This is a genomic window from Solibacillus sp. FSL K6-1126 (assembly GCF_038003445.1).
GTDB lineage: Bacteria > Bacillota > Bacilli > Bacillales_A > Planococcaceae > Solibacillus > Solibacillus silvestris.
On the sequence record NZ_JBBOPD010000001.1, the window covers coordinates 1,601,532 to 1,617,372 of the forward strand.

15 protein-coding genes are annotated in these 15,841 nt (G+C 38.0%); 9 read left to right on the top strand and 6 right to left on the bottom strand.

Features of this window, described 5'->3' with window-relative positions:
• Nucleotides 1-35 precede the first annotated feature (35 nt).
• Nucleotides 36-188, bottom strand: coding sequence for a hypothetical protein (locus MHH44_RS07740; RefSeq protein WP_008404730.1), 153 nt, complete (start codon nucleotides 186-188; stop codon nucleotides 36-38).
• Nucleotides 189-464: 276 nt separating this feature from the next.
• On the opposite strand from MHH44_RS07740, the gene MHH44_RS07745 reads away from it, so the two are divergent.
• The 4 genes from MHH44_RS07745 (at nucleotide 465) to MHH44_RS07760 (ending at nucleotide 5,443) form a co-directional block, all read left to right on the top strand.
• Nucleotides 465-1,097, top strand: a complete 633-nt coding sequence (locus MHH44_RS07745; protein WP_008404728.1) for an HD domain-containing protein — start codon at nucleotides 465-467, stop codon at nucleotides 1,095-1,097.
• Complete coding sequence (locus tag MHH44_RS07750) at nucleotides 1,094-2,980, top strand: ABC-F family ATP-binding cassette domain-containing protein (protein WP_340798206.1); 1,887 nt, start codon at nucleotides 1,094-1,096, stop codon at nucleotides 2,978-2,980. The genes MHH44_RS07745 and MHH44_RS07750 overlap by 4 nt, the downstream gene beginning before the upstream one ends.
• Before the next feature lie 10 nt (nucleotides 2,981-2,990).
• Complete coding sequence (locus tag MHH44_RS07755; RefSeq protein ID WP_008404724.1) at nucleotides 2,991-4,112, top strand: virulence factor; 1,122 nt, start codon at nucleotides 2,991-2,993, stop codon at nucleotides 4,110-4,112.
• A gap of 134 nt (nucleotides 4,113-4,246) precedes the next feature.
• Nucleotides 4,247-5,443 (top strand): aldehyde dehydrogenase, encoded by a 1,197-nt coding sequence (locus tag MHH44_RS07760; RefSeq protein ID WP_340798207.1) that lies wholly within the window; start codon nucleotides 4,247-4,249, stop codon nucleotides 5,441-5,443.
• A gap of 70 nt (nucleotides 5,444-5,513) precedes the next feature.
• On the opposite strand, the gene MHH44_RS07765 is transcribed toward MHH44_RS07760, so the two are convergent.
• From MHH44_RS07765 to proB, 3 genes are all read right to left on the bottom strand, one after another.
• Nucleotides 5,514-6,407 (bottom strand): DMT family transporter, encoded by an 894-nt coding sequence (locus MHH44_RS07765; protein WP_008404721.1) that lies wholly within the window; start codon nucleotides 6,405-6,407, stop codon nucleotides 5,514-5,516.
• A 127-nt stretch (nucleotides 6,408-6,534) separates the two neighbouring features.
• A complete protein-coding gene (locus tag MHH44_RS07770; protein ID WP_008404720.1) occupies nucleotides 6,535-7,800 on the bottom strand; it encodes a glutamate-5-semialdehyde dehydrogenase in 1,266 nt (421 codons plus the stop codon).
• Nucleotides 7,801-7,812: 12 nt separating this feature from the next.
• Nucleotides 7,813-8,895, bottom strand: coding sequence for a glutamate 5-kinase (gene proB, locus MHH44_RS07775; RefSeq protein ID WP_340798208.1), 1,083 nt, complete (start codon nucleotides 8,893-8,895; stop codon nucleotides 7,813-7,815).
• A gap of 1,029 nt (nucleotides 8,896-9,924) precedes the next feature.
• Between proB and MHH44_RS07780 the strand changes: the two genes are divergently transcribed.
• Nucleotides 9,925-10,401 (top strand): sigma-70 family RNA polymerase sigma factor, encoded by a 477-nt coding sequence (locus MHH44_RS07780; RefSeq protein WP_008408474.1) that lies wholly within the window; start codon nucleotides 9,925-9,927, stop codon nucleotides 10,399-10,401.
• Nucleotides 10,402-10,460: 59 nt separating this feature from the next.
• Here MHH44_RS07780 and MHH44_RS07785 read toward each other — a convergent pair whose 3' ends face one another.
• A complete protein-coding gene (locus MHH44_RS07785; protein WP_340798209.1) occupies nucleotides 10,461-10,853 on the bottom strand; it encodes a glucosamine 6-phosphate synthetase in 393 nt (130 codons plus the stop codon).
• Between the two features lie 360 nt (nucleotides 10,854-11,213).
• Here MHH44_RS07785 and MHH44_RS07790 point away from each other — a divergent pair, with 360 nt between their 5' ends.
• The 4 genes from MHH44_RS07790 to MHH44_RS07805 all read left to right on the top strand — a co-directional run bounded on the left by MHH44_RS07790 (nucleotide 11,214) and on the right by MHH44_RS07805 (nucleotide 13,324).
• Complete coding sequence (locus MHH44_RS07790) at nucleotides 11,214-11,912, top strand: Type 1 glutamine amidotransferase-like domain-containing protein (protein WP_340799492.1); 699 nt, start codon at nucleotides 11,214-11,216, stop codon at nucleotides 11,910-11,912.
• Between the two features lie 50 nt (nucleotides 11,913-11,962).
• Nucleotides 11,963-12,487, top strand: a complete 525-nt coding sequence (locus MHH44_RS07795) for an AAA family ATPase (protein WP_008408470.1) — start codon at nucleotides 11,963-11,965, stop codon at nucleotides 12,485-12,487.
• A 72-nt stretch (nucleotides 12,488-12,559) separates the two neighbouring features.
• On the top strand, nucleotides 12,560-12,910 hold the full coding sequence (locus tag MHH44_RS07800) for a hypothetical protein (RefSeq protein WP_014824224.1): 351 nt from the start codon (nucleotides 12,560-12,562) through the stop codon (nucleotides 12,908-12,910).
• A 60-nt stretch (nucleotides 12,911-12,970) separates the two neighbouring features.
• A complete protein-coding gene (locus tag MHH44_RS07805; RefSeq protein WP_340798210.1) occupies nucleotides 12,971-13,324 on the top strand; it encodes a Clp protease ClpB in 354 nt (117 codons plus the stop codon).
• 79 nt (nucleotides 13,325-13,403) lie between these two features.
• Here MHH44_RS07805 and MHH44_RS07810 read toward each other — a convergent pair whose 3' ends face one another.
• Entirely contained in the window at nucleotides 13,404-15,578 is a 2,175-nt protein-coding gene (locus tag MHH44_RS07810; RefSeq protein ID WP_340798211.1) for a DNA topoisomerase III, read from the bottom strand.
• Nucleotides 15,579-15,841: the final 263 nt, after the last annotated feature.

Consider the following 15,841-nt stretch of genomic DNA (forward strand, 5'->3'; position numbering starts at 1 on the left):
GCTGTGAATATTTAGTTTAAATTTACGTTCGTCCATTAAAACATGATTTGTAGAAGGTTAGTCGCAATCATAAAAGTGGCACTTAATCCGTATGCAACCGATCCAATTAAAATTGGTGAAATAACAATTAGTCCCTTACGTTGACTTTCATTCATATTTGGTGCTACAGCTTGCATCATTCTTTGCATAATTAACACTCCTTTTCCCTGTTTTATGTTTCCTTATTTCTAGTATATGTCACAAATTTGTAAAAAACAAGCATTTAGTTCACATTTTGGACAAAAATTATCTCCGCATAATGAAGGATACTTGATTTTTCGTGTAAAAGTTGCTATGGAGGGGGTTAGGGCAAGTGTGGGGAAGACGGAATTTTTTAGCAATAAACATGTCAAATAACTGAAGTCATCCTACTTCTCGTGGTAATATAATTATGTAAACTATAAAAAGAAAATGGTGAATGTAACATGTCCGAAGTAATCGTACGTTGTGAACAATTAGTAAAAGAAATTTATGAAACAATGGATGCAAGCCATGATTTTCAACATATTGAGCGTGTCTATCAAAACGCTATGACAATACTGAAATCAGAACCTTTAGCAAGTGGAAAAATCGTGAGTTTAGCCGTGCTGCTGCATGATGTCAGTGACGAAAAATATGCTGTCGATAAACAGCAGGAACAGCGGATCCTGGATGAACTTGATTTAACGGAAGAGGAAAAACAACATATCCAAACGGTTATTGCAGAGGTTTCATTTAATGGAGGCAATGAACGGGAAATTACAACAGTTGAATCGAAAATCGTCCGGGATGCAGACCGACTGGATGCGATTGGTGCGGTAGGGATTGCGCGGACGTTCGCATACGGTGGTGCGAAAGGACGCAAGTTATATGATGATGCAGAAGAAGTGCGTGTAAATATGACGAAAGAACAATATCGCAGTCAATCCACAGCCTCTGTTACGCATTTTTATGAGAAGCTTTTATTATTGAAAGATTTAATGGTAACTGCAAAAGGGCGCGAAATGGCTGAAGAACGTCATGCCTTTATGGTACAATTTTTAGAGCAGTTAAAAAAAGAAAGAGACGGGATTTCATGAGTCATTTAATCGTATCAAACTTAACAAAAACAGTTGGCGAAAAAACGCTATTTCAAAATATTGAATTTACCATTTATGACGGGGAACGTGCAGGATTAATCGGGATAAACGGGACAGGAAAATCTACTTTATTATCGATTATCGCTCGAAAACAAGATGCGGATTCAGTGGAATTTGACCATCCGAATAAATACCGTATTGCCTATTTGGAACAAGATCCCCAATTTCCGCAAGATTTAACGGTTTTACAAGCTGTATTTAGCGGAGATTCACCAATATTACAGTTAAACCGTGCCTATGAAGAGGCGGTAGCGGCATTGTCCCAAAATCCGCAATCGGAAAAGCTGCAAAATGAACTATTTCGATTACAGCAACAAATGGACACGGAAAATGCCTGGGACGTCAATGCTTTGGCAAAGCAAGCATTAACGAAGCTTAGGATCGACATGTTTGACCAGCAAGTAACGAGCCTTTCGGGTGGACAGCAAAAACGTGTTGCATTGGCAAAAGTATTAATTGAACCGGCAGACTTATATTTACTGGACGAGCCAACAAACCATTTGGATGTCACATCGACGGAATGGCTGCAAGAAATGGTAGCACGTCTAAAAGGAGCGGTCATCTTTATTACCCATGACCGTTATTTCCTGGATGAAACAGCAACACATATTTATGAGTTGGCAGATAAAACATTATACCGTCATACAGGATCGTATGGGGATTTCCTGGAAGCGCGGGCAATTCGTGAAGAAATGAATGCAGCTTCCCAGGCGAAACTGCGTAACCGCTACCGTTCGGAATTAAAATGGATACGCCGTGGTGCAAAGGCACGTACAACAAAGCAAAAGGCACGAATTCAGCGTTTCGATGCATTAGATGAATCAATCGACCGTTCGAATGATCAGACGGATCTGGAATTAGGACTGGCAACAACACGTTTAGGAAAAAAAGTATTGGAATCGGATGGGATTTCCAAAGCTTATGGAGACCGAGTCATTATTCAGGATTTCGAATTTTTACTGCAGCACGGGGACCGTATTGGCATAATTGGCGCAAATGGTTACGGGAAATCGACACTCCTTAACATGCTTGCAGGGGAAATTGAACCGGACAAAGGTGAGGTCATTGTCGGGTCCACTGTAAAGCGTCTGCATTTCAAACAAGTATTGCCTGCCATGAATGAAAATGCACGAATGATTGATTATATCCGTGAAGCTTCAAATGATATTACCGATTCTGACGGTGTTCGTTATTCTGCATCGCAAATGCTTGAACGTTTTTTATTCCCGCTGAACACACACGGGACACCGATCAGCAAGTTATCGGGCGGTGAGCGCAAAAGACTTCACTTGCTTCGTCTATTGATGGAGCAGCCAAACGTATTGCTTTTAGACGAGCCGACGAATGATTTGGATATCGAAACATTGGGTGTTCTTGAAGATTTCATCGAAAACTTCCCTGGCGTTGTTATTACAATCAGTCACGATCGTTTCTTCTTGGACCGTATTGCGAAAAAGCTGTGGATTTTGGATGGAAAAGGCGGTGTATCGGAAAGCCTGGATATCTATACCGATTATTTAGCAAAACGCGAGTCCGAGCTGCAACAGGAAGCGAAAGAAATGAAGCTGGAAAAGCCAAAAGTTGAGAAACAGAAATCAGAAAAGAAAAAGCTATCATTTAAAGAGCAGAAAGAATGGGAATCGATTGCTGATACAATTGCTCAGGTTGAAGAAAAAATTATGACAACTGAAGATGAAATTTCATCAGCTGGTTCGGACTTTACAAAACTTCAACAACTGACGTCTGATCTTGAAAAACTAAATCAGGAATACGAGCAATTAATCGAGCGTTGGAGCTATTTAGACGAAATTGCAAATGGATAGGAGCATAACAATGAAAATTTTATCAATTGAACCAACACCAAGTCCAAATTCAATGAAAGTAATCATCGATCAGGATTTACCATTTGGTAAAAGCTTTAATTATACAAAAGACAATATTGGTGAGGCATCACCTGAGATGCAAGCCATCTTTGGAGTAGAAGGTGTAAAAGGCATTTACCATGTATCGAACTTCCTGGCGATTGAACGTAATTCGAAATATGCTTGGGAAAATATTTTAGCCGATATTCGCCGCGCAATTGGCGGAGAGGCAACGGAAAGCACGGAGTATGAGATGAATGAGCATTATGGGGAAGTAAATGTGCATGTTCAAATGTACAAAGCGATTCCATTGCAAATTAAAGCATTTGATGGTGAAGGAGAAGTGCGAATTAGCGCTGGAGACCGTTTCACGACAGCTTTTAAACGTCTGCAATTCAGTGTGACTGACGAAAATTATATTTTTGAACGAAAATGGGTCGATTTTGGTGTTCGCTATGGCGATAAAGAACAAGTTGTACAAGAAGTGATTAAAGAAGTAGATGCACTTTATCCGCAAGATCGAGTGGAAACTATTGTTCAGTCTGCTAACGAACAAGTTGTCACAGCAGCGCATGAGCGTAAAGAAGTGACTTTAGAACAATATGAGCGAGTGGAAGATTGGCAACAACGCTTCCAGCTGTTGGATCAATTACCGGATCCGGAAGTAAAGGATATTCCTTTGTTCGAAAAAGCGCTGGAAGATGAGCAAATGTCGATACGACGCCTTGCAACCGTTTATTTAGGGATGATTGAAGATGTAGCGGTCGTTCCAGCTTTGACGAAGGCATTGAATGATAAAAGTGCAGCCGTTCGCCGTACAGCAGGCGACTGTATGAGTGATTTAGGATTACCGGAATTTGAGACGGCCATGATCGCTGCATTAGGTGACAAAAATAAACTCGTCCGCTGGCGCGCGGCAATGTACTTGTATGAAGCAGGTACAGAGCATGCAATTGACGCATTAAAAATGGCGAGTGAAGATAAAGAATTCGAAGTAAAACTACAGGCAAAAATGGCGCTTGCCCGTATTGAAGGCGGAGAAGAGGCTAAAGGTTCAGTGTGGAAACAAATGACAGAAAGCCGCAAAGCATAAATTTTAAGCTGCTAACGAAATAATCGTCAGCAGCTTTTTTGTTTATTTAAATTTACATTATTTAGTTTGGTAAATGGTATAATTTGAGAATATGGTATATATTTAAAAATATACTAAAGAGAGGTGGGTCCATGATGGAGGAGCTATTGTTGAAAAATCCTAGCTCTTTAAGCGCTGAGCGTAAAGAGGCACTGTTAAAGTTACTTTATTCCGAACAATGCACTGACTCCATAATATTGAAAAGTGATGATTTTTATTTATTTTTTCATGATATTTGGTCACTTTTTGAAATTGGAGAAAAGTATGAAAGTGAAATTGTAGATGGAGATATTAGACTGAAAGAATGGCGAATTTTTATATTGGAATTTTTTTCTGCCAGAAATTTAGATAAATTGAACTTTGAATACTTAACCAATTCCTCTGTAAAAAAATTTTTTATAGCACTATACATATGGAAAAAAATTAAAAGAGAATATTTTCTGGATATGCGGAAAACATTGAAGATCGAAAAATTTAACAATGAATTTGTGAAGGAACAAGCCGATAATCAAGTTAATAAGGACATTTATCACGAAATGCATTTGAAGATTCAAAATAATTGGTACTTGAATTTATTTAAGTTCAATTCTATTTACGACAGAATTTTCGAAGAAGCCCTGGAAGAAACCAAAGCGGTAGAACTGCTATTCGGTGACACGATATGGGAAACAATCAGCAATGAGAATTTAAAGAAATTATTGAGTTATATTGAATCAAGGCACTTTTCAGAAGTTTTGTTTTGGAAAACCAAATTTCAGACAGAACAATTTCTGGAAGTTGGTCTGGATCCGAACAGTACATATGTATTTTGTGTTCAAAAAGATATATCAATGAAACGCAGCCTTACTTTACAAAAAGGATTGGCACTGGCCGTTTCGGAATTTTCACAAAAACATGAACACAATTTTGTTTTTTTACCATTCATAAACGCAATTGATCAGGAAATGATTACACATAAAGATACTACAGATTATAATTATTACTTTGAGCTGGATAAATCATTCGGACTTAAAACCGAACCGATTAACTATAAAGGTGTGATTAATTATGCCTTTACGATGTTGAAGTTAGAATTATCCCATAGCAGTAGCGGCAAAATCTATTTTATCTGCAATGAATTACTATTTGATGACTTTCCAAATGAAGAAGATTGGATATCGGCTGTAACCCACTACAAAAAGTTAAAAAATATTGAAATTGTCGTTATTTATATGGGGGATAAAACAAAACTGCAGCAAATATGGTTTGCAGATAAAATATTGATTCCCCAACAACTGGCCCAATTTAAATAATAAAAAATAAACTCTAAATAGTAAGCGCTTAAATTCAGCCACTATTGAGAGTTTATTTCTATTTTGGATTTTATTGTGAACTACTTGTTTTTACCTTGTTTATGGTTTGTTTAGGATAGAAAACGGTGTATAAAATACTTCCAAAAATGAGCACAATTCCAAGCACTTGCAATAAATCTGGTCGGAAGGATAGCAGCAAAGCATCCAATAATATGGCTACTACCGGATCGACAAATACGAGTACTGAAACGATGACAGTAGGGAGGTCTCGAACACTGTCAAAAAATAAATAGTAGACAAATCCCGTATGGATTAAACCTGTACCAAGTATGTAGAGCCAGTTTGTATTCGTTAAACCTTCAAAAGCAGCAAAATCGCAAAATGGGAGCAACAGTATAATCCCGGTAATCGTTTGAATATATGTTAGTGCATAAGATGACATGCCATGAATGGTTTTACTCGTGAACATTGTCAGTGCATAGCAAATGGCCGAAAGAAGCGCCCATATAAATCCTGAATTCATAAATTGCGAAACGCTTGTAAAGCTCTCAATACCGATAATGAGAATGCTGCCGAAAAAGCAAATAGCTGTTGCACAAATTGAACGTAGGCCCATTTTTTCTGCCAAAAACATCGAACCTAAAATTAATACAAATATCGGAGCTAAATTATAAATCGAAATGGCGACTGAAATTGACATAACTTCGAACGCTTTAAATAAAAACACCCAGTTTAAGACAAGAAATATGCCGCAAACGATTGTTTTCATCACTTCGCTTCTATTCCAATCTTCTGTTTTATGACCACCTGTAATCAACCACAATCCGCCTAAAAAGATTGTCGCACATATACAGCGTACAAAAACGAGTTCCACTGCTGGCAATCCGGTTTGTGTTGTAAAGAAGCCGATAGAGCCGAAAATAGCCATGGAAATAGTAAGTTTAAGCATCGAACGTACATTCATATGATGAACCTGCTTCCTTTATCCCGCATTAACGGATAGTAAAATGTATCTGCCTCGAAAGCGTGGGGCACAGGCAAAACTCCGCCTCCAGACAATGATCGAAGTTTCACTTTACAGAAGGTGAATATTAATCACGGATCTGACCGTTGCCATGAATATAATATTTTGTAGATGTTAATGCCGGTAAACCCATTGGGCCTCGTGCATGCAGCTTTTGAGTAGAAATTCCGATTTCAGCGCCATACCCGAATTCAAATCCATCTGTAAAGCGAGTGGACGCATTATGATATACTGCTGCCGCATCAACAGAATTTAAAAAGATATCCGCATTATGACGATCATCCGTGATAATGGCTTCCGAGTGATTTGTTCCGAACAGATTAATGTGATGGACGGCTTCAACTACATCCTCCACTACTTTGACACTTAATGTCAGCGCCAAAAATTCTTCAGCATAATGTGCCTCTGTTGCTTCAATTGCTTCTGGCAGTAAAGCACATACTTTTTTATCGCCATAGATTTTGATTTTAAGTTCATCCTGTAAGTAATGTAAAAATTCTGTACCGTAGTTTTGGAAAAATTTCTGGTGAAGCAATAAACTCTCCGCTGCATTGCACACGGACAAACGATGTGTTTTCGCATTTTTTACAATTGATTTTGCCATTTCAATATTAGCGAATTCATCCAAATAAATATGGCAATTCCCTGCACCGGTTTCGAGGACAGGAACCGTTGATTCACGCACGACCAAATCGATCAGGTTCTTCCCGCCACGCGGAATAAGTACATCCAAGTATTCAGTCAATGTAAATAAAGATTTCGCTGTTTCACGGCTCGTATCTTCAATAAGCAAAACAGCATCTTTCGGATAGCTGACAGCGTCCAATGCCCGGTGAATCGATGCAACGAGTGCAATATTAGAGTGTTTGGCAGATGAGCTGCCTCGTAAAATGACCGCATTACCGGTTTTAATCGAAAGTGTTGCTGCATCAATCGTTACATTCGGGCGTGCTTCATAGATCATGCCGATAACCCCGAGTGGAACACGCTTTTTAATAATTCGCAGACCATTTTCTTTCGTAATCTGTTCGACTACTTCACCTACAGGATCCTCTAATTCTATTAGCTGTAAGATTGCATCGCTCATCGCCTGAATACGGTTTTCATTCAGTAAAATCCGATCTATAGTAGCTTGATCGAGTCCATTCGCTTTACCGGCAGTAATATCTTTGTCGTTTTCTGCCAGCAAAACATCCAAATCGGTAAGAAGCTGCTGTGCAATACTTCTTAATGCTTCATTTTTTTCTGCTGTTGATTTGGTATTTGTTAAATAGCTTGCCTTTTTTGCGCGCTTGCCTTTTTCCACAACTTCGTTTGTTATCGTTTTTGACATAAAATGACCTCCTTAAATTTTGACCCATTGATTCCGGTGAATAACTTCAATCGGGTAATGCATGAGCTCTGTCGTTCTTTTCCCCATTGCTTGCTCCAATTCTGTTGAAGAATAAAGAATTTCTCCACGCCCGATACAATTATGCCGGTCAAAAACTTCTACAACATCACCTTTTTCAAATTGTCCTTCATATGCATAGACACCGGCCGGCAATAAACTTTTTCCGCCAAATTGCAATGCTTGAACTGCACCCTCATCTATAAAAATCTTCCCGGAAGATTTTGAGAGCTGGACCCACTGTTTATTTGTCGGTATATACTTTTCATTGCGTTCAAAATAGGTACCGTCCCCATTATTATCGAGAATATCTGTTAGTTTTGTATGGCCGATACCTGTGCCGATAAAGACTTCGACACCTGTATTGACGGCATAATTGGCTGCAACAAGTTTTGACTGCATCCCGCCGGTACCAACTTTTGAGCTTGAGCCTGAAGCAAATTGAAGCAATTCTTCTGTTACTTTTTCGATACGATCAATACGAACAGCATTTGTGTTTGTTAAAGGATTTGCCGTATAGAGCCCATTCACATCTGTTAGAATAATTAACTGATCTGCGTGAACGAGCCCACTTACTAAAGCGGAAAGCATGTCATTATCACCAAAAGTCAACTCAGCAACAGATACAGTATCATTCTCATTGATAATTGGGATAATTGAACGCTCCAATAGCTCTGTTAATGTTTCATAAGCATTTCTATAGCGCTGTTTATCATTAAAGTCAGAGCGTGTAAGTAAAATTTGGGCGGACGTCACATTATATGTGGCAAATTTATCTGCATAAGTTTGGATTAAGATACTTTGGCCGACCGCGGCAGCAGCTTGTTTCCCTTTAAGGGTAATTGGTCGAGAAGGGTAGCCAAGCTTTTTGAAACCTGCCGCTACTGCCCCTGAAGATACTAAAATGACTTCATGACCTGCCTGTTTCATTGTGGCAATGGCGGCAACATGGTCATGAAATTTTTCATGATCAAGCTCACCCTTACTATTTGTTAAAGAACTGCTTCCGATTTTTACTACAACTCGTTTTCTTTCCACCAAAAAATCCCCTTCCATAGAAATATTGAAATTATCCCGCATTAACGGGTAGTTAGACTCCCGCATTTGGGCGGGAGGTCAACTACTCGTAAAAGCCCGATTGGTTCAACTAACAATCAGTGGGGAGGTAAGGATTCCCCACTGATTGAAGTTTCACTTTATCCCGCATTAACGGGTAGTTAGACTCCCGCTTTTGGGCGGGAGGTCAACTACTTGTAAAAGCCCGATTGGTTCAACTAACAATCAGTGGGGAGGTAAGGATACCCCACTGATTGAGTTTCACTTTATCCCGCATTAACGGGTAGTTAGACTCCCGCATTTGGGCGGGAGGTCAACTACTCGTAAAAGCCCGATTGGTTCAACTAACAATCAGTGGGGAGGTAAGGATTCCCCACTGATTGAAGTTTCACTTTATCCCGCATTAACGGGTAGTTAGACTCCCGCATTTGGGCGGGAGGTCAACTACTCGTAAAAGCCCGATTGGTTCAACTAACAATCAGTGGGGAGGTAAGGATTCCCCACTGATTGAAGTTTCACTTTATTACATTAAAAAAGCACATTTCGATCCTATCGATTAGGACGAAATGTGCTTTTTCCGTGGTACCACCTAAATTGAATGCTAATACTTGCATTCCACTTCATCTCATAACGCTGAGTCTGCGCCTATTTTTCTAGGAGCTGTTGAAGTAGGTTCGGTAGGTTTTGCTATGCCATTCTTTCAGCCTGTGGAATGTGCTCTCTTGTTTAGCCAATTGCTACGTACTCGTCTTCAATATGCCTTTATATTTTCTAATAGCATGCATGATAGCCGGTTTTTTGTCAATATCGTTAAGTCTGATTTATTTGAAAACTATGCGAAAATCTCCTTTTTGTACCGATTTACTGCATAAAAGTGTGAATTTTACGACTATTTTCTATTCAAATGTTATTTTTCATGATAAATCTGTACTTTGTTTCTTTTTCAATTATTTTTTAAATTTGTAGTACCTAGGAATAATCAGTTGTGCACAGCTTAAAGGATTTGGAATCATGCTGGATGTGGAGCAACTTATTTTTGAAAATGAAACATTAATAAAAAAGGTCATTTTTAATCTTAAAATTTATCGAGATATTGATGAATATATGCAAGTAGGGAGGATCGCTTTATGGCAGGCATCGCAAAAATTTGATGAAACAAAAGGGGACTTTGCGATGTTTGCTTACATGAGCGTTAAATATGCAATAATTCGAGCGTTATCCAAAGCCAATCATGTATCTGAGCATGAATTAGCAGTGGAAGAAGACGTAATGATCATTAATTCGCAACAACATCATTTTATTACATCTAATATGGAGTGGCCCGAATGGTTTGAGGAGTTAAATAAAGATGAGCAATTTCTGTTGATCGCGTTGTACGAAAAAGAGCTTTCGGTAAAGGAGTTTGCTGACAAGTATAGGCTGAATTATGAAACAATAAAGAAAAGACGGCAGCGATTATTGTCGAAGTTAAGAGGTTTATTAATATAATTTTAGGGTTTTTGGTATATAAAAAGTGGAAGCTTATGAAGTTTCCACTTTGTAATACTTTATTGAATTATATCCAAAATCGCTGTTCGCTGCTCTTCGGATTGCTGTTCACCATCAACAAGCATTGCCCCCATACGGTAATCTGTTTGTCCTTTTTCAACAACATACTGTAGATTAACAGGCTGTACTTTGTTATCAATGTTGCATTTACCTTTAAATTCTACTACATGCTCCATCATTTTAGTTTGGAAATATTCCCAGCGGCTTTCTTCACAATAATTTTTGAGGGCATCTTCTATTGTAATATCGCTATTTTCCATAACGGGTGTAGCATGAATATATGTAATGTAGTCGTTATCAGTTACGGCTTTTTGTGGACCGAAAAAATAAAAAAATACCCCGATTACCCCGATTGGTATGATCCAAAAAATCGTCCGCTTTCTTTTCTCCATAAAATAAATCCTCCTTTTTGTATCATTAGTATAACATTGAAAAGTTCATATTTTCTACATTGGGATAATATTTATCTCGGTGAGGATTATTGTTGGTCGATAACCCTATTATCGTTTTTAGATGGCGTTTGAACATGTATTTCAAATCAACATATCGTTAAAGGAGGAGCTTCCTTCATGACGCTGCTCCAAGTTATTGTTTTGATATCAAAGGGATTATTACGAACTTTATAGAATATGAATGATTAAGTAGTTAAAAGTGACTGAGGAAGGGCTGGGCTGGAGAGAAATGAAGAAAATCTTGAAATCATAAGGATAATGTTTTGAGTGTATATGGACGAAAGGAGTACATAAATGAAAATGAGACAAATAATAGCTATGGGTGGCGGGGGTTTTTCAATGGAACCCGATAACCCGTTATTAGATCACTATATTTTAAAACAAGCGGAGACTGCTAATCCGAAAATCTGTTTCCTTCCTACAGCTAGTGGTGATTCCGAACAATACATATCAAGATTTTATAGTTTTTTTAATGACCAAAATTGTGATCCTTCACATTTATCTTTATTTAACCCACCTTCTCGAGACTTGGAAAGTTTTGTTTTAGAAAAAGACATTTTATATGTAGGTGGTGGAAACACGAAAAACCTTTTAGCTTTGTGGAAGGAATGGGGATTAGACAGTATTTTGCGAAAAGCATGGGAGGAAGGTGTTATTTTAGCTGGGCTGAGTGCAGGAGCAATCTGTTGGTTTGAACAAGGGGTGACGGATTCCTATGGGGATGGACTTGAGCCTATTAACTGTTTGGGGTTTTTAAAGGGAAGTAATTGTCCGCATTACGATGGAGAAACCGAAAGAAGACCTGCATATCATAAACTGATGGAGACCAATAAATTACATTCTGGAATTGCTTTAGATGATGGCGTTGCGATTCATTATAAAGAAAAGGAAATTCATAAAATCGTAAGCTCAAGACCAAATGCCAAGGCGTACAGTGTGTCTCTGGAAAAGGGCATTACAGAGAGGGAACTCCATGCAGAATATTTGGGTTCTGAATAGTTTAATTTTGACGAGTGAATAAAATTCCGATAAAAGTGAGTTGTTTAAGTATGTTTTTTGTACAAATGTCCGGGTTCCCGGGGTCTGGAAAGTCGACGCTTTCTCGACAGATTGCCAAGAGAACAGGGGCAGTCATAATAGATCATGATATTGTAAAATCTGCGTTACTGAAGTCGCTGGAGGAAATTTCGATCGATGAAAAACTTGTTGGTAAAATGGCCTACAATGTAGATTGGTCTTTAGTGGAATTTCACTTATCCCAAGGACAAAATGTCTTGTTGGATAGTCCATGCCTTTATCAGGAAATGGTAGATCGAGGCATCGAGTTGTCAAAAAAGTACAAAACCACATACAAATACGTGGAGTGTTATCTGAATGATTTTCAAGAAATTAATAATAGATTGAAAAGCCGAAATAGGATGGTTAGTCAAATTGAAGTAGCCAGCTCAGAAGAAACATTTAAATTTACCATTGAAAATAGTAAGAAACCAAATGAAGGTTTATACATCGTTGTAAATACTAAGCAACCTTTAGAGAGATACATAGATCAGGTAATCCGTTTTATTAAGGAGTAAGCCATACTCTGCATATCGTTTTTTTATTTAAGGAAATTGTAAGTGGAAAAGAGTAAAAAAGGGGGATTTTAAATGAAAAGCAGAATGTTAATCCTTTTGTTTAGTGTTGCTCTTTTATCTGGCTGCATACAAAAAGATTATGTGTTTTTTGGTGAAAGTGAAAATTGGAGAGTTCAATATGTAGTGACTGATGATAATAGCTGCAATTCTACTAAAGGCTATATAAAATACCTAAATAATGATCCGCTGCCTGAGCAATTGGAGTTTAGTGTGGATAATAAAGAAGGGGCCTCCATCTCTTTAGATGAAAATGGAATGTTTTTTATGCCTTACGGCTGTTCGAATGCAACGGAAGGATCAGAACTTAAAGCGACAATAAAGTGGAACAGTCAATCAGAAACAATCCAATTACAATTAAAATGATAAATGGTTTTTTTTAAGGCAAAGTGTTTTGTAAACTATATATTAGTAGGAGGTTCTATTATGAAACAGTCGACTTATTTAATGGGAGCAGTACTGTTGGGTTTATCTGTTGTAATATCTGCTTTTATAATAAGTAACTCAACGAACATACAGAATTCCGATATAGATTCACAAAATGTCAATAGTTCAATACCTGATTTGATGACAATCACTCAACTGGCTGACTACCTTCAAATAAGCGAACAATCGATTGAAATCATTATATCGAATGATGATTCGTTAAGAGAGGGGTTAAGCAGCTATGATACTTATCAGTTCATCCCCTATGTATTGCTCGATAATCAGAAAAGATTTATGAAAACAGAAATAGATGCGTGGTTAAAATACAGGAATGATAACAGGTTAAATTATTGATTAAGAGATAAGAAATTACCCCGAAAGTTAAATGTTCGACACTAACTTTCGGGGGGGGATATCTTTTAAAGGAAGTTGATTACTTTGTATTTGTAAACTTAAAACTTATCTTTCGTTCCTTCTCATCCCAAATGAGGTGGGCGTTGAAGATTTTACCGCCTCTTTTAAATCCTTTGATCAAGTCTGTTTCACCGGAAGCCAAAAGTTTCTTCAAATTCGTTTGCGTAATTGTTTTTCCGAGAATTTTTTTGGAAACCGAGAATTTACAGTTGGCTTTCTTATAATTCGAACAACCGTAAAAAGTACCGTGGTCGACAATGGATCCATCACAAAGGATGCATTTACCGACAACCGTTTTTACTTTGTTATACTTTTTCGTATATGGATTATTTTCGGTAATTTTCTCCACATCATTTTGGTTGAATGCCCACTCTTTTTCACGTTCGCCTGCATCTACTATCAATTTATCGGCCAGTTTTTTCACCTGTTCCATAAATACTTGCGGGGAAGCGTTCCCTTCACCAATTTCAGAAAGGCGCTGCTCCCATTTAGCTGTCATTGAAGCGGACGTTAAAATGCTTTCACCTAGTGCTTCAATGAGCAGCATTCCTTTCGTCGTTGCAAACACTTGGTTTTTCTTCACTTCGATATAATTCCGGTCTTTCAGTGTACCAATAATTCCGGCACGTGTAGCTTCCGTCCCTAAGCCTTCCGTTTTCGATAAAACCTTTTCCAGTTCCGCATCTTCCAAATGTTTGCCCGCTGTTTTCATAACTGTAATTAAATTACCTTCCGAATAGCGGTTTGGCGGTTGGGTTTCACCTTTTTTTACATTTGCCTTCACGACAGTCCCTTGCTCATTTTCTTGCAGAAGAGGGAGCAGTTCATCTTTGTCAGCACTATCTTTCGAATGATGAATGACTTTGCGCCAACCTTCCTCCAGCAATACCTTTCCTTTAGAAATAAACTCAGCACGATTATCGACAAGTGAGTGAATCGTTGTATAGGAGAATACGGCATTATTGTAATGTGCCGCAATGACTTGTCTTGCAACTAAATCATAAATCTTTGCTTCCTCGGCACTGAGCTTTCCCATATTCGGAACTTGTTCTGTAATAATAATGGCATGGTGATCGGTTACCTTTTTTTCATTCACGAACCGTTTATTGTTCATAAGTGAAGTTGTCGGTGGAGGCAACAGATTTTTATATTGATCTAACTTACCTAGCTGTCCGAGAATGGCCGGCAATGTTTTTGCTTCCTCATTCGTTAAAAATTGGGAATCCGATCTAGGATAGGAAACGACACCTTTTAAATAAAGCTTCTGTAAAATATCGAGCGTCATTTGCGGTGAAAATTTAAACGCTCTGTTTGCTGTTGCCTGTAGTGCAGACAGATTGAACAAAAGAGGTGGCGCATATTCCTTCGTTTCCTTTTTGATATTCTTAATTTCTACGTTTTTATTGATGCAAAAATTGGCGGCAGCAATTGCTTGGCGTTCCTCTAGAAGCCTTGTCACGCTATTTTTATGCCATTTCGCTTTTAGTATCTTGCCGTTAAAATTAAATTCCGCTTCCACTTCCCAAAACGGTTCAGGTTTAAAGTTTGCAATCTCATGCTCTCGTTTTACAATGAGTGCTAGTGTAGGTGTTTGAACTCGTCCAATGGAAAATACATCCTTTACTCCATTTCGTTTAAGCAGCACTGTGTACAATCTCGATGTATTAATCCCGATTAGCCAATCTGCACAGGAACGGCTTAGTGCTTCAAAATAAATATTTCTCGTTTTTTCTTCCGGTAGTAAGTTTGCAAATCCGTTTTTCACCGCATTTTCCGTTAGAGATGATATCCATAAACGTTTCATTGGTTTATTCACGCCGCAAACTTTTAAAATGGTCCTTATAATAAGTTCACCTTCGCGCCCTGCATCCCCGCCGATGATAATTTCCCTTATATCCGGTCTTTTCACGAGTGTCTTAATGATATTAAATTGCTTGTATTTTGTTTTCGTTACTTTATACTCGAAACGTTCTGGAATGATCGGCAATGTTTCCAACGTCCATTTTTTCCAGGAAGCGTTGTATTCTTCCGGGGCCTTCAATTCACAAAGATGACCGATTGCCCATGTTATAAGAGCACCTTCCGGAAAATATGTGTTTGGCTTTACTTCAAAATAACCAGCCTTTTTAGTAAATGAAAATGGGGCAGCCAGTTTTGCAGCCTGGTCTGGTTTTTCTGCAATTACTATTTTCATATATCCTTCTCCTACTAATAATAATTACAACTTCTTTTCTAATAATTATAGATTAATTTGCAGTAGAATGGGGGAACAAACATTTTTTCATTGCTAGGGATTGACGGGAAGGTTGTTTAACTATTGTGACACTTCATTTGCCTAACAAATTATATTTATTTTTTATTGTAAAAATGTTATAAAATTGAACAAATAAATATCATTTTATATAAAAATCTCATATAATATATTGACAAAATGACGAATTATTCGTATTTTGACAA